The sequence below is a fragment of the Brevibacterium oceani genome (assembly GCF_017948325.1).
Classification (GTDB): domain Bacteria; phylum Actinomycetota; class Actinomycetes; order Actinomycetales; family Brevibacteriaceae; genus Brevibacterium; species Brevibacterium oceani.
Genome location: NZ_CP072846.1, coordinates 2,332,979 through 2,353,758 on the forward strand (window position 1 = coordinate 2,332,979; position 20,780 = coordinate 2,353,758).

Annotated in this window: 19 protein-coding genes; 6 read left to right on the top strand and 13 right to left on the bottom strand. The window is 66.4% G+C overall.

Going from position 1 to position 20,780, the window contains the following annotated elements; translation table 11 throughout:
• Window positions 1-119: 119 nt before the first annotated feature.
• The 8 genes from zapE to hrcA form a co-directional block, all read right to left on the bottom strand.
• Complete coding sequence (gene zapE / locus J9314_RS10400) at window positions 120-1,127, bottom strand: cell division protein ZapE (RefSeq protein ID WP_210602340.1); 1,008 nt, start codon at window positions 1,125-1,127, stop codon at window positions 120-122.
• A gap of 140 nt (window positions 1,128-1,267) precedes the next feature.
• Entirely contained in the window at window positions 1,268-2,209 is a 942-nt protein-coding gene (era, locus tag J9314_RS10405; RefSeq protein WP_210602341.1) for a GTPase Era, read from the bottom strand.
• 1 nt (window position 2,210) lies between these two features.
• Window positions 2,211-3,560, bottom strand: coding sequence for a hemolysin family protein (locus tag J9314_RS10410; protein ID WP_210602342.1), 1,350 nt, complete (start codon window positions 3,558-3,560; stop codon window positions 2,211-2,213).
• Window positions 3,561-3,562: 2 nt separating this feature from the next.
• Window positions 3,563-4,051, bottom strand: coding sequence for an rRNA maturation RNase YbeY (gene ybeY / locus J9314_RS10415; RefSeq protein ID WP_210602343.1), 489 nt, complete (start codon window positions 4,049-4,051; stop codon window positions 3,563-3,565).
• Complete coding sequence (locus J9314_RS10420) at window positions 4,048-5,079, bottom strand: PhoH family protein (RefSeq protein ID WP_425514184.1); 1,032 nt, start codon at window positions 5,077-5,079, stop codon at window positions 4,048-4,050. Before J9314_RS10420 ends, ybeY begins: the two co-directional genes overlap by 4 nt.
• A gap of 76 nt (window positions 5,080-5,155) precedes the next feature.
• On the bottom strand, window positions 5,156-5,920 hold the full coding sequence (locus J9314_RS10425; RefSeq protein WP_210602344.1) for a 16S rRNA (uracil(1498)-N(3))-methyltransferase: 765 nt from the start codon (window positions 5,918-5,920) through the stop codon (window positions 5,156-5,158).
• Complete coding sequence (dnaJ, locus tag J9314_RS10430; RefSeq protein ID WP_210602345.1) at window positions 5,917-7,035, bottom strand: molecular chaperone DnaJ; 1,119 nt, start codon at window positions 7,033-7,035, stop codon at window positions 5,917-5,919. The genes J9314_RS10425 and dnaJ overlap by 4 nt, the downstream gene beginning before the upstream one ends.
• 81 nt (window positions 7,036-7,116) lie before the next feature.
• Entirely contained in the window at window positions 7,117-8,169 is a 1,053-nt protein-coding gene (hrcA, locus tag J9314_RS10435; RefSeq protein WP_210602346.1) for a heat-inducible transcriptional repressor HrcA, read from the bottom strand.
• A 245-nt stretch (window positions 8,170-8,414) separates the two neighbouring features.
• On the opposite strand from hrcA, the gene J9314_RS10440 reads away from it, so the two are divergent.
• The 3 genes from J9314_RS10440 (at window position 8,415) to J9314_RS10450 (ending at window position 10,763) form a co-directional block, all read left to right on the top strand.
• Window positions 8,415-9,281, top strand: a complete 867-nt coding sequence (locus J9314_RS10440) for a DUF3097 domain-containing protein (protein ID WP_181273423.1) — start codon at window positions 8,415-8,417, stop codon at window positions 9,279-9,281.
• 99 nt (window positions 9,282-9,380) lie between these two features.
• Entirely contained in the window at window positions 9,381-9,965 is a 585-nt protein-coding gene (locus tag J9314_RS10445; protein WP_210602347.1) for a DUF4870 domain-containing protein, read from the top strand.
• Between the two features lie 108 nt (window positions 9,966-10,073).
• Window positions 10,074-10,763 (top strand): DUF4870 domain-containing protein, encoded by a 690-nt coding sequence (locus J9314_RS10450; RefSeq protein WP_210602348.1) that lies wholly within the window; start codon window positions 10,074-10,076, stop codon window positions 10,761-10,763.
• A gap of 99 nt (window positions 10,764-10,862) precedes the next feature.
• On the opposite strand, the gene hemW is transcribed toward J9314_RS10450, so the two are convergent.
• Entirely contained in the window at window positions 10,863-12,092 is a 1,230-nt protein-coding gene (hemW, locus tag J9314_RS10455; protein ID WP_210602349.1) for a radical SAM family heme chaperone HemW, read from the bottom strand.
• Complete coding sequence (lepA, locus tag J9314_RS10460) at window positions 12,093-13,961, bottom strand: translation elongation factor 4 (protein WP_246490329.1); 1,869 nt, start codon at window positions 13,959-13,961, stop codon at window positions 12,093-12,095.
• Window positions 13,962-14,089: 128 nt separating this feature from the next.
• Between lepA and J9314_RS10465 the strand changes: the two genes are divergently transcribed.
• The 3 genes from J9314_RS10465 (at window position 14,090) to rpsT (ending at window position 16,098) form a co-directional block, all read left to right on the top strand.
• Window positions 14,090-14,854: an endonuclease/exonuclease/phosphatase family protein gene (locus tag J9314_RS10465; RefSeq protein ID WP_210602350.1), complete on the top strand. Its 765-nt coding sequence runs from the start codon at window positions 14,090-14,092 to the stop codon at window positions 14,852-14,854.
• Window positions 14,855-14,975: 121 nt separating this feature from the next.
• The gene (locus J9314_RS10470; protein WP_210602351.1) at window positions 14,976-15,629 is read left to right on the top strand and encodes a type II toxin-antitoxin system PemK/MazF family toxin; all 654 of its coding nucleotides are present in this window, start codon (window positions 14,976-14,978) and stop codon (window positions 15,627-15,629) included.
• Window positions 15,630-15,837: 208 nt separating this feature from the next.
• Window positions 15,838-16,098, top strand: a complete 261-nt coding sequence (gene rpsT, locus J9314_RS10475; RefSeq protein ID WP_166972181.1) for a 30S ribosomal protein S20 — start codon at window positions 15,838-15,840, stop codon at window positions 16,096-16,098.
• A 138-nt stretch (window positions 16,099-16,236) separates the two neighbouring features.
• Here rpsT and holA read toward each other — a convergent pair whose 3' ends face one another.
• The 3 genes from holA to J9314_RS10490 all read right to left on the bottom strand — a co-directional run bounded on the left by holA (window position 16,237) and on the right by J9314_RS10490 (window position 20,686).
• Window positions 16,237-17,220: a DNA polymerase III subunit delta gene (gene holA, locus J9314_RS10480; RefSeq protein ID WP_210602352.1), complete on the bottom strand. Its 984-nt coding sequence runs from the start codon at window positions 17,218-17,220 to the stop codon at window positions 16,237-16,239.
• A 132-nt stretch (window positions 17,221-17,352) separates the two neighbouring features.
• On the bottom strand, window positions 17,353-19,563 hold the full coding sequence (locus J9314_RS10485) for a ComEC/Rec2 family competence protein (RefSeq protein ID WP_210602353.1): 2,211 nt from the start codon (window positions 19,561-19,563) through the stop codon (window positions 17,353-17,355).
• A gap of 166 nt (window positions 19,564-19,729) precedes the next feature.
• On the bottom strand, window positions 19,730-20,686 hold the full coding sequence (locus J9314_RS10490; protein WP_210602354.1) for a ComEA family DNA-binding protein: 957 nt from the start codon (window positions 20,684-20,686) through the stop codon (window positions 19,730-19,732).
• Window positions 20,687-20,780: the final 94 nt, after the last annotated feature.

The window sequence follows — 20,780 nt, forward strand, 5'->3', positions numbered from 1 at the left end:
GTACAGCTGCGATCTGCGGTCACTGCGCCGAGGTGATCGCGGCGAATCTGCCGAAACTCCTCGGTTCAGTGACCACAGACGGACCCGGGCCGTGCGATTCGCTCAGAGCCGCTGATCCCTCAGGACGACAGGGCGGTGAGCCGGGACAGGCAGCGCATGTACTTCTTCTTGTAGCCGCCGGCCAGCGACTCCTCGGTGAAGACCTTGTCGAGGGGCACGCCGGAGTTGATGATGTGGACGTTGCGGTCGTAGAGCCGGTCGACGAGGGCGACGAAGCGCAGCGCCACGCTCTCGTTCTCGATGGTCTCCACGTTCTCCCACACAGCATTGTCGATGCCGTCGACCATGCGCCCGTAGCGGGACGGATGCACGGACGACAGATGGCTGACCAGCTCGGAGAAGTCATCGCGGGCGACGACGCCGCTGAGTTCCGCTGTGGCCGCATCGAGTTCGTCTGCGGGCAGCGGATCTGCCGGGGAGCTCAGGGCGCGGTGGCGGTAGTCCTGACCGTCGATGCGATAGACCTCGAACTGATCGGCCAGGGCTTGGATCTCGCGGAGGAAGTCCTGAGCGGCGAAGCGCCCCTCCCCCAACGATCCGGGCAGAGTATTCGACGTGGCGATGATCTTCACTCCGGCGTCGGTGAGTTCGCGCATTAGCCGAGACATGAGCACGGTGTCGCCGGGATCATCGAGTTCGAACTCGTCGACGCAGACGAGCTTCATCTTCGACAGGTCGTCTCGAGCCCGGGCGAAGCCGAGGGCGCCGACGAGGTTCGTGTATTCGACGAATGTGCCGAAGGTGGCGGGCTTCTCATTGGCGTGCCAGGCAGAGGCCAGGAGGTGGGTCTTGCCGACACCGTATCCGCCGTCGAGGTAGACGCCCTTCGGGCCGGACTTGCCCTTCGAGAAGAGCTTGCCGAAGAATCCCGGGGAGTTCGACTGAGCGGTGAACTGTTCGAGCTTGGCGCGCGCTTCGGCCTGGGATGGTTCGGCCGGGTCGGTGCGATAGCTGTCGAAGGACACGTCCTCGAACTGCGGAGGCGGGACGAGACCTGCAATGAGCTCTTCGGGGGCAACCTGTGGGGATCGATCGCTCAGGGCGACCAGAGTCTGCTCGGCATTCACTCGGCCTAGTCTATGGCAGGCGGAAGCCGCCGATTCAACCGGGACCCTGTGACAGTCGCCTCAGGCAAGGGCACGAACCGCCCCTCCGATGACCTCAGTTCCGGTTGACGTCCGACCTCAGTTCCGGTTGAAGTCCGACCTCAGTTCCGGTTGAAGTCGAAGCCGAGGCGTCCGAGCTGTTTGGGGTCCCGCTGCCAGTCCTTGGCGACCTTGACGTGCAGGTCGAGGTAGACCTTCGTGCCGAGCAGCCGTTCGATGCCCTGCCTCGATTCGGATCCGATGGCCTTGAGCCTGCTGCCGCCCTTGCCGATGATGATCGCCTTCTGGCTGGGGCGTTCGACGTAGAGGTTGACGTGGACGTTCCACAGCGGATTGTCTTCGCTGCGTCCGTCCCGCGGGTACATCTCCTCGACCTGGACGGCCAGGGAGTGCGGCAGTTCGTCCCGCACGCCCTCGAGGGCCGCTTCGCGGACGAGTTCGGCGATCATCATCTCTTCGGGCTCGTCGGTGAGGTCCCCGTCCGGGTAGAGCGGGGGTGAGACGGGCAGATGACCGGCCAACACCGAATCGACGGTGTCGACCTGGAAGCCCTCGGCTGCGGAGACGGGGACGACGTCGGCGAAGTCGGCGAGTTCGCCGACGGCCAGCAGCGCCTCGGCGACCTTGTCCTTGGGGACGAGGTCCGTCTTCGTCACCAGCGCCACGATCGGCGTGCGCCCGTCGAGCAGCTCGAGCTGAGAGGCGATATAGCGGTCGCCGGGTCCGATCGGCTCGTCGGCGGGCAGGCAGAAGCCGATGACGTCGACCTCGCTGAGCGTCATCGCCACGAGGTCGTTCAGGCGTGATCCCAGCAGGGTGCGCGGCTTGTGCAGGCCTGGGGTGTCGATGAGGATGAGCTGGTGGTCATCGCGGTGGACGATGCCGCGGATGGTGTGCCTGGTCGTCTGCGGCTTCGCCGAGGTGATCGCGACCTTCTCCCCCACCAATGCGTTCGTCAGCGTCGACTTGCCGGTGTTCGGGCGGCCGACGAAGCAGGCGAATCCCGCCTTGTAGTCCTCGGGGTAGTCCGTGCGGAATTCCATCTCAGTCCTCTTCCTTCGTGTGACCGGCCTTGACGCCGAATCCGCTCGGTCCCGGTCGGCCGGCCCCGGCGGCACCGACGATCCGGGGGTCCTGCCGTTCGTCGTCCAAGCGGGTGACCCGCACATGGGTGATCCGGTGGCGCCGACCCTGCCCCTCCATCGCTTCGATCTCGAGGCCCTCGATGCTCGCATGCGAACCGTCGATGGGCACCCGGTCGATGAGCTTCGAGAGCAGTCCGCCGACGCTGTTGACGTCGTCTTCGTCGATGCGCACGTCGAAGTACTCTGCGAAGTCCGAGATCGACATGCGGGTGCTGATGACGAACGAACCATCGGGTTCGGCAACGAGTTCGTCATCGCTGCTGTCGTATTCGTCCTCGATCTCACCGACGATCTCCTCGACGATGTCCTCGATCGTCACGAGCCCGGCGGTGCCGCCGTATTCGTCGATGAGGATCGCCAGGTGAGTCGAGTCCAGCTGCATCTGCCGCAGCAGATCGTCCGCGGGCTTCGTCTCCGGCACGAACAGCACGCTGCGGGCGAGGTTGCCGATGGGCCGGTCCGCGTCCTCCGGATGCAGGTGGAGGCGACGGGCCACATCTTTGAGGTACGCGACTCCGCGGACGTCGTCGAGGTCCTCCCCGCACACGGGGATGCGGGAGAACCCCGAGCGGAAGAACAGGTTGAGCGTCTTCTGCAGCCCCACCTCGGCGTCGACGGTGATGAGATCCGTGCGAGGGACCATGACCTCGTTCGCCGAGGTGTCCGAGAGGTTGAACACGGACTGGATCATCTCGCGTTCGCCGTCTTCGATGATGTCCGATTCGCTGGCCCGCTCGACGAGGTCGCGCAGCTGTTCGGAGGTGACGAACGGTCCGTCCTTGTACACCTTGTCCGGGGTCAGCAGGTTGCCGAGGACGACGAGGATCCGCGTCAGGGGTTTGAGGACGACGAGGACGATGCGCACGACCCAACTGAGGTTGAGGCACACGGCGAGGGAACGGCGTTTGCCGATCGTGCGCGGGGAGACTCCGGCGATGATGAAGACCGCCACCGAGGCGGTGAGCACCGTGAGGAAGACCATGAGCGGTCCCACGGAGTACGTCGAGTCATAGGCCAGGGCGATGAAGACTGTGGCCAGCGCCTCGAGGAAGTTGCGGACGAAGATGATGACGTTGATGTTCGTGGGCAGGTCGACGAGGATCTTCTCCACCCGCACGGCCGCACGGCTGCCCTCCTCCTTCGCCTCTTCCACCGCATGGTGGGAGACGTTGAGCAGTGCCGCGTCGACGGCAGAGAGGGTCGCGGCGATGACCAGGCACAGGGCCGCTCCGAGGAAGTAGGCGAACACGCTCAGACCTCGGTGGGGGTGGGGATGTCGGTGCGGCCGTCGTAGCGGGCGGCGAAGAAGGTCAGCAGCAGATGCCGTTGGAGAGCGAACATCTCCTCGCGTTCCTCGGGCTCGCCGTGGTCGTAGCCGAGCAGGTGGAGGAATCCGTGCACGGTCAGCAGCAGGATCTCGTCCATCGTCGAATGCCCGGCCGTCTCGGCCTGGGTGCGGGCCACCTCGGGGCAGATGATGATGTCGCCCATCTGGCCTTCGGTGGGACGGTCGGGTTCGCCCCGGTGGAGCTGGTCCATGGGAAAGGACATGACGTCGGTCGGACCTTCGAGGTCCATCCAGTTCACGTGGAGTTCGGACATGGCCTCGGTGTCGACCATGGTCACGGCCAGTTCGGCGCCCGGGTGCATGTGCAGGGCCTCGCCTAAGTATTCGGTCAGCGCCACGACCTCGTCGAGGTCGACCTCGGCGTCGGTCTCATTGAGCAGCTCGGTGTTCATTCGGCACTCCCCCACAGGTCGTAGGCGTCGACGATCTTCGTCACCAGCGAATGCCGGACGACGTCCTTGCTGCCGAGCTCGCAGAACTGCAGGTCCTCGATTCCGCTGAGGATGTCGCGGACGACCTTGAGGCCGCTGCGGGTCTTGCCCGGCAAGTCGATCTGCGAGATGTCGCCGGTGACGACCATCCGGGAGCCGAATCCCAGTCGCGTGAGGAACATCTTCATCTGCTCGGCCGTGGTGTTCTGCGCCTCGTCGAGGATGATGAAGGCGTCGTTGAGGGTCCGTCCGCGCATGTACGCCAGCGGTGCGACCTCGATCGTGCCGGTCTCGATGAGCAGCGGGATGGATTCGGGGTCGACCATATCGTGCAGCGCATCGTAGAGAGGGCGCACATAGGGGTCGATCTTCTCGTTGAGTGTGCCCGGCAGGTAGCCCAGCGACTCTCCGGCCTCGACGGCGGGCCGGGTGAGGATGATCCGCGAGACCTCCTTGTGCTGGAGGGCGTTGACGGCCATGGCCATCGCCAGGTAGGTCTTGCCCGTGCCGGCGGGACCGATGCCGAAGGTGATCGTGTGATTGCGGATGGCCTTGACGTAGTCGTGCTGGCCCATCGTCTTCGGTCGGATCGACTTGCCCCGCGTGGACAGGATGTTCGTGCCCAGCACCGCCGAGGCGGCCGCCCCCTCCGCGGAGAACGACGTGACGCGCTCGATCGTCTCCTCGTTGATGCGGTGTCCCGCCGCGTGAAGCTTCTTCAGCTCTCCGATGACACCGACGAAGGCCTCGAGGCGCTTCGGATCGCCGGCGGCCTGGACCTGGTTGGCTCGGACGTGGATGTCGAGGTCGCTGAAGGTCTTCTCCAGCACTCGCAGGTTCGCCTCCCCGGGTCCGAAGAATTCGACGAGATCGATGGAGTCGGGGATGACGAGGCGGACGCTGTCGCTGCCGGACGCTGCGGCATCGGTGCCGTCGCCGCCGGGTGCCTGCTGGTCGGTGGTGTTCGCAGGGTTCGTGGTGGGGGTGATGTCCAGAATGTTCCTTCGCGTGCGGGGCCGCCCTCTCAGACGGCGCCTGTGTGTGCTTCCATCGTAGTCGCTCGGCTCACCAACGGCCCAATGAATTCTGGGCCATGACGAGGCCGGCCGATCCGGCCGAGGAGGAGCGCAGAATAGTGGGCCCGAGCAGCACCGGCTGTGCGTCGGCACCGATGAGGGCATCGAGTTCGCCGTCGCTGATGCCGCCCTCTGGACCGACGATGAGGACGATGCGTTCGGGTGGTCGTGTGGGTGTGCTGCCGGAGCCGAGTTCGGCAAGTGCCTCGGAGAGTCTCGTCTGCGCAGTCTCGTGGAGGACGAACACCGCATCCGACCTGCCCAGCGAGCGGGTCAGTGCGGTGCCGCGGACGAGTTCGTGCAGTCGGGGGAAGCGGGAGCGTCTCGCCTGCAGGGATGCTGCGTGGAGCAGGTTCTCCCACTTCGCCGCCATCTTCTCCCGCTTCTTCGCCGGCCAGTCGGCGATCGAACGTTCTGCGGCCCAGGGAATGACCTCGTCGACGCCGATCTCCGTGGCCGCCTCGATGGCCTGCAGGTCCCGGTCGCCCTTCGCCAGGGCTTGGACGAGGACCAGGCGGGGACGGGGCTCGTCCTCGCGCGTGACCGCTGTGACTTCGATATCCATGCCCGTCGCCGAGGCGGCCGTGACCTGTCCGCGGGCACGTGTGCCCTGACCGTCGACGACCTCGATCTGCTCACCGGGGCCGATCCGACGCACTCGCACCGCGTGTCCGGCGACGTCCTCACCGACGGTGAGGACGTGACCGGGCACCGCCTCGACGGCGGCAGCGGTGTGGAAGACGGGCAGACTCACCGACCGGCGAACCTCTCACGCATGCGGGAGAACATGCCGGACTTCTCGGTGGTGATCTGAGCCCGTGGGGCCTCTTCACCGCGCAGCTCGGCGAGCTTTTCGAACAGTTCGCGCTGTTCGTCGTCGAGCTTGTCCGGCGTGTGCACGTCGACGGTGATGAGCAGGTCGCCGCGGGTCTCCGAGCGCAGACGGGAGGCGCCGAGACCGGTCAGCTTGACGACCGTGCCCGACTGGGTGCCCGGGGCGATGCTGAGGTCCTGGGCGCCGTCGAAGGTCTCGAACGGAATGGTCGCGCCGAGAGCGGCGGCGGTCATCGGCACGGACACCGAGGCGCGGAGGTTGTCACCGTCGCGCTGGAACACCTCGTGGCGGGTGACCATGACCTCGACGAAGAGGTCGCCGGCGGGTCCGCCGCCGGGTCCGACCTCGCCTTGGCTGCTCAGCTGGATGCGGGTTCCGTCGGAGACTCCGGCGGGGATGCGGATCTTCATCGTCCGCTGCTTGCGCACCCGGCCGTCGCCCTGGCAGTTGAGGCAGGGGTTGGGGATGACGGTGCCGAAGCCGTGGCAGGAGTTGCAGGTCTGGTTCGTGACCATCTGACCCAGCAGGGTCCGGGTCATACGCTGGACGCTGCCGGCTCCGTGGCACAGGCTGCAGGTCTCGACCGAGGTGCCTTCCTGGGTGCCGGCACCCGAGCAGGTCTCACACACGACGGCGGTGGTCACGTCGAGGTCGACGGTCCCGCCGAAGGCCGCGGTCTTCAGGTCGATGTTGACACCGACGAGGGCGTCCTTGCCGCGCTGGGTGCGTGGGATCGGGCCGCCGGCCTGCCCGCCGCCACCGCCGAAGAAGGTCTCGAAGATGTCTCCGAAGCCTCCGAATCCGCCGCCGCCGGGGAATCCGCCTTGGCCGTTCTCTCCGCCGCCCATATCGTAGTTGCGGCGCTTCTCCGGATCGGAGAGCACATCGTAGGCCAGCGAGATGGCCTTGAATTCGTCTTCGTGGCCGGGGTTGACGTCCGGGTGGTACTTGCGTGCCAGCTTCCGGTACGACGACTTGATCTCAGCCGCGGAAGCGTCCTTGGACACTCCGAGTGTTTCATAGTGATCGGCCACAGAAACTTCTCTCTCCCTGGTGGTGTGTGTTCTTCGTGTTCATGGTGGCGGGCTCGGGGCCCGGTCCGGTGCGGTGTCGCTTCATCCTCGATCGAGGAGCGAGGACACATACTTCGCCACTGCCCTGACGGCCGAGATCGTCGTCGGGTAGTCCATCCGCGTCGGCCCCAGCACCGCCAGGCGGGCCGAGGAACCTGCGTCATGACCATATTCGGCGGCCACGACCGATGTCGAACTGAACGATTCGTGAGTGTTCTCACGTCCGATGCGCACGCTGATCTCATCGTGGTCCTCGGCCATCGAAGTCAGCAGCCGCAGCAGCACGACCTGTTCCTCGAAGGCCTCGAGGATCGGGGCCATCTGCTCACCGAATTCGCGTCCGGACCGGGCGAGGTTCGCGGTGCCGGCCATGATGAGTCGGTCCTCCCGGGTCGCGGCGACCAGGTCGACGACAGCGGCCCTGACCTTCTCCACCTCGCCAACGTCGGGATCGACGGCATCGGCGGAGTCCGCCTCGGCGCCGGTCGGGGTCTGTGACGATGCTCCGGCCTCCCCCATGACTCGGGAGAGCTTCTTGCCGGAGAACTCGACGTTGATGCGGTCGCGCAGCGCACGCACTCCGTCGTCATCGAGTCCCTGCGCCACGGTCACGGTCTTCTGCTCGACCTGGCCGGCGTCGGTGATGAGGACGACGAGGACGCGGTTCGGTCCGAGCCCGACGATCTCGATGTGCTTGATGCGGGCCAGCGACACAGTCGGGTACTGGATGAGCGCGACCTGGTGGGTCAGACCCGAGAGCACGCGCACGGTGCGGTCGAGCATCTCGTCGAGTTCGACGTCGCCGTCGATGAGCTGGAAGATCGCACGCCGTTCGGCCTGCGTGAGCGGTTTGAACTCGTCGATGCGATCGACGAACATCCGATAGCCGAGGTCGGTCGGGATCCGACCGGCGGAGGTGTGGGGCTGAGCGATGTACCCGTCCTGCTCGAGCTGGGCCATGTCGTTGCGAATCGTCGCCGGCGACACCCCGAGGGTGTGCCGCTGGACGATGGCCTTCGAACCGACGGGTTCGTTCGTGGCGACGAAGTCCTCGACGATGGCGCGCAGCACCTGAGCTCTCCTGCTGTCGTTCATCGCTGACCTCCCCACACGTTTGGCACTCGCTAGCACTGAGTGCCAATTCTACGCTTCTTGGCAGTCGATTTCACGTCTGGGGCGTGCCGTCCGGCACGCGCTCGGCGATGTGTCGTCCGGCACTCCTATCAGGATGTGTCGTGCGGCACGTCGCGGGAGCGCTGTCCGGCACGCCTTTCCGGACGTGCCGTCCGGCGCGCCGCGGTGGGGCACCGGGAATATTCGCCGGCTGCCCATTATCGTGGGTGAGCGTGAATGCTTTCGATCGCTACGGACCCGACGTCCTCTCCGGCAGCTCCCCCTCCTCACACCGTCCGAAGAAGTCCCGACCCGTCGAGCTCGGGCTCGGGATGGTGCTCGAGGACGCGATGAGCGGGTACGTCGGCGCAGTGGTCGGCGCCGAGAAGACCACCGCGGGAGTCGTCGTCAATCTCGAGGATCGGGCGGGCAAGGTGCGCGCCTTTCCGCTGGGGCCGGGGTTCCTTCTCGAGGGCCAGCCCGTCGATGTCCGCCTGCCCGCGAAGAAGAAGGCGACCACTCCGGGCCGCACTGCCTCGGGCTCGCGTGCGGTGGAGGGAGCGAAGGCGCGCGTGGCCCGCGGTTCCCGGATCTGGGTCGAGGGCAAACACGATGCGGAGCTGGTCGAGAAGATCTGGGGCGATGACCTGCGCATCGAGGGCGTCGTCGTCGAACCGCTCGGCGGTCTGGACGACGTCGCCGACAAGCTCGCGGCCTTCGGCCCCGACAAGGATCATCGGGTGGGGGTCCTTGCCGATCACCTCGTGACCGGGACGAAGGAGTCCAAGATCGCCGAGGCGGTGCGCGCGGATCCTCGATACCGCGATGTCGTCCACATCATCGGCCACCCGTATGTCGACATCTGGCAGGCGGTCAAACCGCATGTGGTCGGGATCAGGGAGTGGCCGGTCGTGCCCCGCGGCGAGGATTGGAAGACCGGGATCCTGCGGCGCATCGGCTGGCCGCATGCCGATCATCGCGATGTCGCCCGGGGGTGGGTGCGGATCCTCGGGAAGGTGAGCACGATCGCCGACGTCGAACCGACTCTGTCCGGACGCGTCGAGGAGCTCATCGACTTCGTCACCGTCGGCTGAGACGTGTTGCCGAGTTGGAACACGATCGGGTCTTTTCGGCATGTCTCGGCACACGGCGCTGGGATAGTGTGAAACGACAGAGGCAGTGAAAGGACCATCATGTCGTTCAACCCCCAACCGCCGAACAGCGGCCGCCCCATGCCGCCGAACTACGGACAAGCTGCTGGACCCCAGTCGTCGCAGGGCCCGCAGCAGAACTATGGGCAGCCGAATTATGGGCAGCAGCCCGGTTTCGGTCCGCCCCAGCCTGGCGTCAATCCCGCGCTCTTCGATTCTCAGGCTCTTCCCGATGCCGCGTACGGTCCGGGCTCCGAACTGTTCTGGATGGCCGGTGAGCGGGAGCGAACCACCGCGATGTGGTCGCATCTGGGCACTCTTCTCTTCGGATACCTCCCTCTCATCATGTTCCTCGTCAAGAAGGACGAGTCGCCATTCGTCCGCGAACACACGCGTCAGGGCCTCAACGCGATGATCACGAACACGATCGCCACCACGGCGGCGACGCTGATCCTGATGTTCTTCGGGTTCGTCCTCTCCTTCGTCACCTTCGGACTCGGGATGTTCATCGTCTTCGGTGCCTTCGTCATCCCGCTGGTGTACTCGGTCCTCTACATCATCGCCGGCATCGCGGCCAACCGCGGAGAGGGCTACAAGATCCCCCTCGTCTTCGAGTTCGTCAAGTAATCTTGTTCCTGACACCGTAATCGCGCTCGGCCCCGTTCACCTCGGAGACACTCTCCGGCGGAGAGACTGGGCTAGTGTGGTGTGACGCAGACGTGAGAAGGGACGCTAATGTCGGACAACCCCCAGCAGCCGAACGACAACCGAGCACAGCCGATGCCTCCGGACTACTCCGCTCAGTCGGGGCCACAGCAGCCATACACTCAGCAGGGTTCCCAGCAGCCTTACGGCTCCCAGCCGCAGTACGGTTCTCAGCAACCGGGTGGTCAGCCTGTCTACGGATCGCAGCAGCCCGGCTCGCAATCACCCTACGGATCGCAGCCCGGATACGGCAGCCAGCAGGCGTACGGCTCCCAGCAGGGCTACGGCGGCCCGCAGGGCTACGGCCCCGGCTCGGCGGCGAATACCAGAGCGTTCGATTCGCGGGCCCTGCCTCCGCAGGCCTACGGCCCGGGTTCGGCGGGCTTCTGGCAGCCTTCGCCGTCCGAGCGCTCCACGGCGACGTGGACACAGGTGGGAGCGATCTTCACCGCGTGGATCGTCCCGCTCATCGTCTTCCTTGTGAAGAAGGACGAGTCGCCGTTCATCCGCGAACAGGCCCGCCAGTCGCTGAACTTCCAGCTGACGCTGATCATCGCCTACATCGTGGCGGACATCTTCGCAGTGATCACCTTCGGATTCGGCGCGATCCTCTACTTCGTCATCTGGATCGTCGCTCTCGTCTTCATGATCATCGCTGCTGTGGCAGCCAACAAGGGAGAGGTCTACAAGGTTCCGATGAGCATCCAGCTCGTCAAGTAGGACTTCCCCTCAGCCCCGCCTCCGGGCCGCTTCCGCATTCAGGGAGCGGCCCGGTTTCGTCTTCTTCCTCGAACAAGCCCGTTCGGGCGCATGGTCCGTTCAGACGTACTCGGTGAGGATTCGCACCATATGGTCGGCGAGCAGACGCCCCTGCAGGGTGGGTCGGAACCAGCCCGCTGAGACTCCGTCGGGATCCAGCAGTCCCTGCTTGACGAAGGTGCGCACGGCCTGCGCACTGCCGGGGGCCAAGGAGTCGAGGCGCAGTTCGTCGTCGATGCGAGCGGCGAGCATGATCCGTTCGATCTCTCGGGTCGCATCGTCGAGGACCTCCCGGCCGATCGCCGGAGACTCCCCCGCCAGCAGCCGGTCGGACCAGGCTCGGGGGTGCTTCGCGTTCCAGAACCGCACTCCCCCGACATGGGAATGCGCACCCGGGCCGAAGCCCCACCAGTCGGCATTGCGCCAATACGCCATGTTGTGTTCACATCGGGTCTCAGGCCCTGTCGACCAGTTGCTCACCTCGTACCAGTGCAGGCCCGCCGCAGTCATCGCGGCATCGGCGATCTCGTACTTGTCGGCCAGGTCGTCCTCATCGGGCATCGGCAGCTCACCGCGTCTGACCATCGCGCCCATCTTCGTTCCGGGTTCGACGATGAGAGAGTACGCGGAGATATGGTCGACCTCATTGGACAGGGCGACCTCGAGCGACCGCCGCCAATCGTCGATCGACTCCCCCGGGGTGCCGTAGATGAGGTCGAGACTGAGTTCGAGGCCGGCATCCTTGACCCAGCGGGCCACCTCGGGGATCTTCTCGGGATCGTGCGTCCGGTCAAGAGTGGCCAGCACATGCGGCACGGCCGACTGCATTCCCATGGAGATCCGGGTGAATCCGGCAGCCGCGAGGGTGGCGATGTAGGCGGGATCGAGCGTGTCCGGATTGGCCTCTGTGGTCACCTCGACATCGGCGGCGAGGGCGAAACGGGAGCGGATGTCGTCCATGATGCCGGCGAGCACCTCGGCGGCGAGCATCGTCGGGGTGCCCCCGCCGAAGAAGATCGTCGACACCTCACGGCTGCCCGCCCCCACCTCGGCGAGGGTGGACACCGACAGATCGAGCTCACGGGCGAGATTGCCGCGGTAGTCCTCACGGGAGGCTCCGGGACCGAGATCCTCGGCGGTGTAGGTGTTGAAGTCGCAGTAGCCGCAGCGGACCCGGCAGTATGGGACGTGGACGTAGAGGCTCAGGCCCCGGTCGTCGGCGCCGATGCCCGCCGACGCGGGAAGGGAGCCGTCACGCGGGGGAACCTCGCCGCTCGGTTGTGCCGGCACTTACTTCTTGGCGTCCTTCTTCTCCGGTTCGTCGGAGGACAGGGCTGCGATGAACGCCTCCTGCGGAACCTCGACGGTGCCGACCATCTTCATCCGCTTCTTGCCTTCCTTCTGCTTCTCGAGCAGTTTGCGCTTGCGGCTGATGTCGCCGCCGTAGCACTTCGAGAGCACGTCCTTGCGGATCGCGCGGATGGTCTCGCGGGCGATGATGCGTGAGCCGATGGCCGCCTGGATCGGGACTTCGAACTGCTGGCGCGGGATGAGCTTGCGCAGCTTCCCGGCCATCGCCACCCCGTAGGAGTAGGCGTTGTCGCGGTGGACGATCGCGGAGAACGCATCGACCTGATCGCCGTGGAGCAGGATGTCGACCTTGACGAGGTCGGAGGCGTCGCGCCCGTCGTCGGAGTAGTCGAGTGAGGCATAGCCCTTGGTGCGGGACTTCAGCTGATCGAAGAAATCGAAGACGATCTCGGCCAGCGGCAGGCGGTAGCGGATCTCCACCCGGTCAGAGGACAGGTAGTCCATGCCCTGGAGTTTGCCGCGGCGCTCCTGGCACAGCTCCATCACCGCACCGATGTAGTCGCTCGGGGTGAGGATCGTGGCCTGGACCATCGGCTCACGGACTTCTTTGATCTTGCCCGTGGGGTATTCGCTCGGGTTCGTCACCACGGTCTCGGTGCCGTCCTCCATCGTCACGTCGTAGATGACGGAGGGGGCTGTGGAGATGAGATCGAGGTCGAATTCGCGTTCGAGCCGGTCCCGGAGCACCTCGAGGTGGAGGAGTCCGAGGAATCCGCAGCGGAAGCCGAAGCCCAGCGCCGTGGACGTCTCCGGTTCGTAGGCCAAGGAGGCGTCGTTGAGTTTGAGCTTGTCCAGCGCGTCGCGCAGCACCGGATAGTCCGAGCCGTCGATGGGGAAGAGCCCGGAGAACACCATGGGCTTGGGCTCGCGGTAGCCTTCGAGCGCCTGGGTTGCAGGAGCCGCAGCCGCAGTCACTGTGTCACCGACCTTGGACAGCCGCACGTCCTTGACGCCGGTGATGAGGTACCCGACCTCACCGACGCCGAGGCCCTTCGTCGCCTTCGGCTCGGGTGAGGAGGCTCCGATCTCGAGCAGCTCGTGGGTGCTGCCGGTCGACATCATCTCGATCTTCTCGCGTGGGGACAGCGAACCGTCGATCACGCGCACATACGTGACCACGCCGCGGTAGGTGTCGTAGACGGAGTCGAAGATCATCGCCCTGGCCGGTGCCTCGGCGTCGCCGACGGGGGCGGGGATGTCGGTGATGATGCGGTCGAGGACCTCCTCGACGCCCTCACCGGTCTTGCCGGACACAAGCAGGCAGTCCTCGGGTTCGCAGCCGATGAGGTTCGCGAGCTCCTCGGCGTACTTCTCCGGCTGCGCGGCGGGCAGGTCGATCTTGTTGAGCACGGGGATGATCGTCAGGTCGTTCTCCATGGCCAGGTACAGGTTGGCCAGGGTCTGGGCTTCGATGCCCTGCGCGGAGTCGACGAGCAGCAGTGCACCCTCGCACGCGGCCAGGGACCGTGAGACCTCGTAGCTGAAGTCGACGTGACCGGGGGTGTCGATCATGTTGAGCGCATACGGGGTGGCCTCGTGTTCCCAGGGCATGCGCACGGCCTGGGATTTGATCGTGATGCCGCGTTCGCGTTCGATGTCCATCCGGTCGAGGTACTGGGCGCGCATATCCCGGGATTCGACGACTCCGGTGATCTGGAGCATCCGGTCGGCCAGCGTCGACTTGCCGTGGTCGATATGAGCGATGATGCAGAAATTGCGGATCAGCTCGGGTGAGGTGGCGGACGGTGAGATCCGCGCGAATGCTTCCTTATTCACCTGAGGTGACATGAACGCCCTTCCTTTGACAGATCGGATCTGAGAACAGACCAGAGATCTCATTCTTTCATGACTTGTGTGCGGACTCGGAATCCACACCGACACCGCCGCAACGGGCCGCGATCGGGGAAGATGGGAGCATGAGCGATTTCACAGTCATGAGCTTCAATCTCCGCTACCCCGCCATGGACGGTCATCCCGTGGCGCAGCGGCTGCCGGTCGCTGCCGAGCTCATCCGCCGCGCCCACCCCCACATCGTCGGCACTCAGGAGGGTGAGCTCGATCAGCTCGAAACCCTCATCGGGATGCTGCCCGAAGAGTACATCTGGCTCGGCGAGGGGCATTCCGGGGGCAACGCCGGAGAGTTCACCGCCGTGATCCTCGATTCGAACCGCTTCGACGTCGATGCCGTCGACATCTCGTGGCTGTCCGAGCAGCCCGAGACCGTGGCTTCGGAATCGTGGGGCGTCTCCCATGCCCGGACGCTGACGACCGTCGACGTCCGCGACCTCGTCACGAAGCGACGTCTGCGGGTGCTCAACACCCACCTCGACCACCGGTCCGAACGCGCCCGGGTGGAGTCGGGCCGGATCATGGCCGAGACCATCGCCGAGGCGGCCTTCCCCTCCGTGGTCACCGGAGACTTCAATGTCGCCACCGGATCCCCTGTCTACGACCTCTTCTGCACCGAACTCGGGCTGACCGACACCGCCGCCGAGGTCCCCGGTGAGGACATCGGCACCTTCCACCGGTACAAGGGACCGCAGGCGGGTGAGCCGCGCATCGATTGGATCCTCACCACCGCGGGGCTGCGCACGGTCTCGACGAGGATCGACACGTTCAACCTCGACGGCACGTACCCCTCCGATCATTTCCCTGTCGAAGCCGTCCTCGACTTCGAGTGAGGGCACGGTCTTCTCGTGGTGATCCTGCGATTGAGTCCGTGTGCGCGGTTCGGTCATCCTCTCGCGTTCCCCTGCCTCGATGAGGCGGCCTCGATCAGGCGGCCTCGATTAGGCTGAGGGCATGAATTGGAGATCGATCGTCAACCGTGCCGCGCGGATCGGGGTCCGCGAGGGCCTGCGCTATCTGCGCCAGTCACAGTCGAAGAAGAACAGCGGGGGCGCGCCCCAGGGCGACCGTCCGGAGGCCGGTCGGCCCGACGCCCGCCGGCAGGATTCCGGATCGCGCGGATCCGAGACCAGGGCCACCTCGGCGAGGCCGTCCCCTCAGTCGGGCGGTGGGGGTCAGTCGGGCGGTGCCGGCGGATCCGGCGGTTCCTATCCGGGTGACTACGAGGGCCCGATCACGGTCAGCTACTCCCCTGATCTCGACGGCGATGCCGACCCGGGCGAGGTCGTGTGGGGATGGGTCCCCTTCGAAGAGGATCACTCCCAGGGCAAGGATCGTCCCTCGCTCGTCGTCGGACGCGACGGGCGGTGGGTGCTCGCACTCATGCTCACCAGCAAGGACCACATTCCCGGCGGGGTCGGCGAGGTGCGTGAGGACCGGCATGCGCGCTGGATGAACATCGGCACGGGCGAGTGGGACTCGCAGGGCCGGCCTTCGGAGATCCGACTCGATCGCGTCATCCGCCTCGACCCGGATTCGATCCGCCGTGAGGGCGCGATCATGCCGCGTGAGGTCTTCGACCACGTGGCGAAGACCATCGCCGGCTGAGGGCGGAGTCGTCCGTCGCGGGATTTCCCGCCCGGGCACGGAGGCTGTATCATTGACAGCTGTGTCTTCATCAAGGCGTGTGTCTCGCCGCGGTCGGGTGAAGACGCCGTCGGATCCGATGTCGTCGATGTGTTTCCCCGCGGAGATGATCAGGTCGGTTCGATGCGCCCTCACGACCATGTAGTACTCACACGAAAGAGTGTTGAAATTGGCTAATATCAAGTCCCAGATGAAGCGGATCAAGACGAACGAGAAGGCTCGTCAGCGCAACAAGGCTGTCCGGTCCGAGGTTCGCTCCTACGTCCGCGTCGTCCGCGAGAACATTGCTGCCGGCAACAAGGACGAGGCACAGCAGGCTTATGCTGTGGCCGCCCGCAAGCTCGACAAGGCTGTTTCGAAGGGTGTTCTGCACAAGAACAACGCTGCGAACCGCAAGTCGCGCCTGGCTACGCAGATCAACGCTCTCTGAGCAGACGACTGAGGCTGTAGCTTCGCAGGGCCCGATCCACCACGGATCGGGCCCTGCGCACATTCAATTGCTACCTGACGGCGGCCCAGCAACTTTGCGCGAGGTTGCTGGGCCGCCGTCAGGTAGCAGTTGGGGCGGTCAGCGGACGCGGGCCAAGCGGCTGACTTCGGAGACGAACCATTCGACGGCGTAGACCGGGTCCCTGCCGCCGCCCTTGACGGCCTCGTCGGCTTCTGCCGCGGCGATGAGCGACTGGCCGAGTGCGACCTCGTTCCACCGCCGCACCTCCCGCCTGGCGCGGTCGACCTGCCAGGGCGCCATCTTCAGCTCCGAAGCGAGCTCTCCGCTCGAGCCGGCGAACCCCTGCACCTTGGCCATTCCCCGCAGCTTCATCGCCACCGCCGCAACGAGCGGCACCGGGTCGGAACCGGTCGACAGTGCGTGGCGGAGCAGGCTGAGGGCGTTCTTCGCGTCCCCGGCCACCGCCGCATCGGCGACCTTGAACCCGGTGGCCTCGACGCGTCCGCCGTAGTACTGGTCGACGGTCTGCGCGGTGATCGTGCCTTCGGTGTCCTCGATGAGCTGGTCGACTCCGGCGTTGAGTTCGGCAAGGTCCGAGCCCAGCGCCGACATGAGCGCGGCCATGCCCGCCTCGTCGATCCGGCGTTTGGCGGCCTTGAACCGACTCTGCGCGAACTTCGCGCGGTCGCTCTCGTTCTTCAACACCGCCGCATCGATGCGGGGAAAGCCCGCGGCGTCGATCTTCTTGACGAGCTTGGCTCCGCGATTGCCGCCGGCGTGCATGAGCAGCACGACGGCGTCGTCATTCGGTTCGTCGAGGTAGGCCAGCGCATCGCTCAGGAAGTCCTCCGAGCATTTCTCCACGGAATCGACGATGATGAGCTTCGCGGAGGAGAACAGGGAGGGTGAGGCGGCCATGGCCAATTCGCCGGACTGATACGCTGCCGCGTCGAATTCGATCTCCTCGGGATCCTTCTTCCGTGCCGCCGAGACGATCCTGTCCTTGGCCATGCGCACGAGCACCGATTCGCCGCCGGAGATCATCACGACCGGGGCCGGTTTCGCCGAACTCCACGGGACGAGGGTCTTCTTCACTGCCATGACCACCAGCCTATCGTGGCGGGCCGACACACGAGGCACTCGCCGAGCCGGCCCTCACCTGGGGACCACCCGAGCCTCCGCCCGGCTCCCGCTCACCGGTTTCGCCTGTCCTCACCGGTTTCGCCTGTCTCCTCACCGGCGGTCTTCCGAGCATCCCTGACCGGTGCTGTAGTGACCGTCGGCATAGATCGCGACCGACCCGCAGTGATCGGTGCGCAGAACCGGGACGGGTCCGAAGGCGCGCAGCGACTTCTGCGTCGGATGCCCATAGCTGTTCTCCCCCACGGACACGACTCCCAACCGCGGTGCGGCCGCGGTGAAGAACTCCGGCGCCAGATCCGAAGACCCATGATGCGGTGCGATGAGCACGTCGACCGGACGCAGCCCCTGCGCGAGCACGTACTGCTCATCCTCCCCGACGTCCCCTGGCAGCAGGGTGGACAGCCCGTCCTGTTCGACGCGGACGACGAGCGAATCCTCATTGCGCAGCTCCTCGTCCTCTCCCCCGACCGTCGGGCGCAGCGGCGGCCACAGCACCTCCACCGAAGCAGAACCGATGTTCAGGCTCTGCCCGCGGTCGGTGGCCACCACCTCGGCGCCCGTGTCCGTCGCCACCCTGCGTGCCTCGGCCGTGTCCGCGACATTTGCGGACACGAACAGCCTGCCGATCGTCCTTCCCCACGTCGTACCCGCATAGCCGGCGAAATGGTCGGAGTCGAAATGGGAGAGCATGAGGTCGAACTCCTCGATGCCGGACTCGTCGAGACACGTATCGATGGGTTTCGGCTCTTTGCCCGTGTCGATGACCAGCCCCTTCCCATCGCCGAGGTTGATCACCGCACCCGAACCCTGCCCGACGTCGCAGACGAGCACCCGCCAATCGGGCCCCGGCGGTTTGCTGCGCACCGTGACGACGACCGCAGTAGTGAGCACGATGCACAGGACGAGGATGGGCAGTCCCCACATCCGCCGGCGCACGAGCATCCACGTGCCCACAGCAGCGACGGCCAACAGCCCTAGAGCCAGCAGCGTCCCCACCGGTGGCGTGGGCCAGTCGAGCGCGGCACCGGGCAGCGACGCACAGGCACGGGCGACCCCGACGATCCACCATGCCGGGAATGACCCGAGCCAGGCGAGGAAGGCTGCGGCGAACTCCGGCCCGGGCAGACCCGTCGTGGCCGTCCCTGTGAAGACGAGGCTGAGGAAACCGGCCACGGTGGCCGGCAGCACGGCAGGCGCGGCCAAGGCGTTCGCGGCCACCGACCACAGGCCGATGCGCGGATCGATGCCGACGAGCACCGGGGTGCACGCAAGCTGCGCGACGAGAGGTACGACGAGCGCGGTCACCAGCACCGCAGGCACGAACGGCACGTGCACCGCCAACCGCCGCATCAGCACCGGGACGACGAACATGATCGCAGCCGTGGAGACGACGGAGAGCACGAACCCCACCGAGGTGGCCAGAACCGGCACGAAGGCCAACAGCAGGCTCGCCGTCGAGCACATCACCGCCACCGGGGAGATCCCTCCCCCGCGCAGGAACACCACGGCGGCGGCGATCGCCATACCCGCTGCCCGGATCGCGCTCGGTTCGAAGCCGACGACGAAGACGTAGCCGAGGCAGGTCAGCACCCCGATGCTCACCCGCAGCCGTGGTCCCGCCCGGCAGAAACCTGCGAGCAGTCCCGCGCCGAGGCTGACGATCGTGACATTGCTGCCCGAGACCGCCGAGACGTGGGTGAGTGAGACCACGCGCATGTCGTCGAGCATGCGCTCGTCCTGCGGGCGGGTGTCGCCGACGACGAGTCCCGGCAGCAGCCGTCCACCGTCGTTGCCCGCTGCCAGGGAGTCTTCCCGCAATCGGTCGCGCAGCACCTCCCGCCACTGCCAGAGGCCGCCCGGTTCGCGTACGACGCGAGGATCGTCGCTGCTGAGCCGGATGTCGTCGAGCCGCTCGGTCATCATCCGCACCCGGGACCCGTCGGCGACGACCTCGGGACTGAGCACTTCCGTGAAGCCGGTGGCGGTGACCAGGGTCAGCCGTGACCATCCGCTGGGCCCGGGAGTGCTGTGCCCGATGACGGTGCCGACCGTTTCGACAGCGGCCTCGGGTCCGCGCGCCGTCGACAGCGTGGTGATCTGGATCGTCAGCAGGCATGCGAAGACGAGGAGCCCGACGCCGAGGTGGTGGTGCCTGTGCAGAGCGAGGAACCCGAGGGCTCCGAGTACGGGGGCCGCAAGCAGTGCCCACGGGCCGGGTGCGAGCAGTGCCGTCGTCCACAGTCCGGCCGCGCAGCACAGCAGGCGAACCGAACCCGGCCACAGCCGCGCCTGAACGCGCATCCACCCGCCGATCGCCGCAGCCGACCGGTGCGCCCGGTCTCTGAGCCTGTCCCAGCCTGTGTGGAGGTCCCGCCTGGCGCACCGGCCCCCGCGAGGTTCGGACTCCCGACCGCTGCGCCCGCCGCCGCGTGATCGGGATTCCTGTCCGTTCCCGTGCGGTGGAGGCTCAGCCGACGGTGACAAGGTCTCTGAGACTCTCGAAGGTCTTCGGCCCGATGCCTTTGACCAGCAGCAGATCATCGACGGAGGCGAACGGCTGAGACTGGCGGTGGGCGATGATGGCTTCGGCGGTGACCGGACCGATGCCGGGCAGGGTTTCGAGGGCCGCGGCATCGGCGGCGTTGAGATCGATCTTGCCGCCTGCACCCGGCGCTCCGCCTACACCTGGCGCTCCGCCCGCAGCATCAGATGCTCCGCCCGATGTACCCGATGCTGCGTCTGCACCTCCCGATGCCCCGTCGACTCCACCGGAAGCCCCACCACCGGGCACCCCGGCGGCGTCTGCGCTGCTGCCTTCTGTCCCGTGATCTGCGGTCGCATCACCGGGCGGGGCTTCTCCTTCCTTCGGAATGTGGATCTGCTCTCCGTCGGCGAGGACTCGAGCGAGATTGATCGACTCGGCATCGGCGCCGTTGCTCAGGCCGCCGGCCGCTTCGACGGCGTCTTGGACGCGGGCTCCGGCCTTGAGCGTGACCACCGATGGCTTCTTCACAGCCCCGGTGACGTGAACGATGACATCACCCGACGGTGCCGCGGAGGCTGCGCCCGCACCTCCTGCTCCAACTCCTTGCGCACCCTCGGCCGGCCCGGTGCTCCCACCGGCGGGCGAGCCCGCCTCGGCGGTCGATGGGTTCGTCCGGTCCGATCCGGCCGCCGGCTCGTCGGCATCGGCACCCGTGGGCGCGTGCTGGGCCGCGGGGCGGAACAGGAAGAACGCGAGGACGAGGATGCCGACCGTGGCGATCGCGACCGCCACGAGCACCGGCAGCCGCACTCTCCGGGGTTCGACGACCTCCTCCTCGCCGGCGGAATCGGCGGTGAAGACGTCTCCCGGCACCCATCCGCCCCGTTCGGCACTGGAGTTCAGGAGGCCGGCGAATCGATCATCCGGAGACACAGCCATGCCCGCGAGACTATGAGACTGCGCAGGGAAACGACCAGGGCCGGAGTGAGGCCTGTGGACACCGTGTCTGCGTCCACAGGCTCACGACGGTGGA

What these genes read in the sequence shown, in the direction of transcription:
- J9314_RS10485 (WP_210602353.1), bottom strand. Translation starts at nt 19,563, where the DNA reads ATGCGCGTTCAGGCGCGGCTGTGGCCGGGTTCGGTTCGCCTGCTGTGC.
- holA (WP_210602352.1), bottom strand. Translation starts at nt 17,220, where the DNA reads ATGGCAGTGAAGAAGACCCTCGTCCCGTGGAGTTCGGCGAAACCGGCC.
- J9314_RS10470 (WP_210602351.1), top strand. Translation starts at nt 14,976, where the DNA reads ATGAATTGGAGATCGATCGTCAACCGTGCCGCGCGGATCGGGGTCCGC.
- J9314_RS10465 (WP_210602350.1), top strand. Translation starts at nt 14,090, where the DNA reads ATGAGCGATTTCACAGTCATGAGCTTCAATCTCCGCTACCCCGCCATG.
- J9314_RS10450 (WP_210602348.1), top strand. Translation starts at nt 10,074, where the DNA reads ATGTCGGACAACCCCCAGCAGCCGAACGACAACCGAGCACAGCCGATG.
- era (WP_210602341.1), bottom strand. Translation starts at nt 2,209, where the DNA reads ATGGAATTCCGCACGGACTACCCCGAGGACTACAAGGCGGGATTCGCC.
- J9314_RS10490 (WP_210602354.1), bottom strand. Translation starts at nt 20,686, where the DNA reads ATGGCTGTGTCTCCGGATGATCGATTCGCCGGCCTCCTGAACTCCAGT.
- ybeY (WP_210602343.1), bottom strand. Translation starts at nt 4,051, where the DNA reads ATGAACACCGAGCTGCTCAATGAGACCGACGCCGAGGTCGACCTCGAC.
- J9314_RS10445 (WP_210602347.1), top strand. Translation starts at nt 9,381, where the DNA reads ATGTCGTTCAACCCCCAACCGCCGAACAGCGGCCGCCCCATGCCGCCG.
- hrcA (WP_210602346.1), bottom strand. Translation starts at nt 8,169, where the DNA reads ATGAACGACAGCAGGAGAGCTCAGGTGCTGCGCGCCATCGTCGAGGAC.
- lepA (WP_246490329.1), bottom strand. Translation starts at nt 13,961, where the DNA reads ATGTCACCTCAGGTGAATAAGGAAGCATTCGCGCGGATCTCACCGTCC.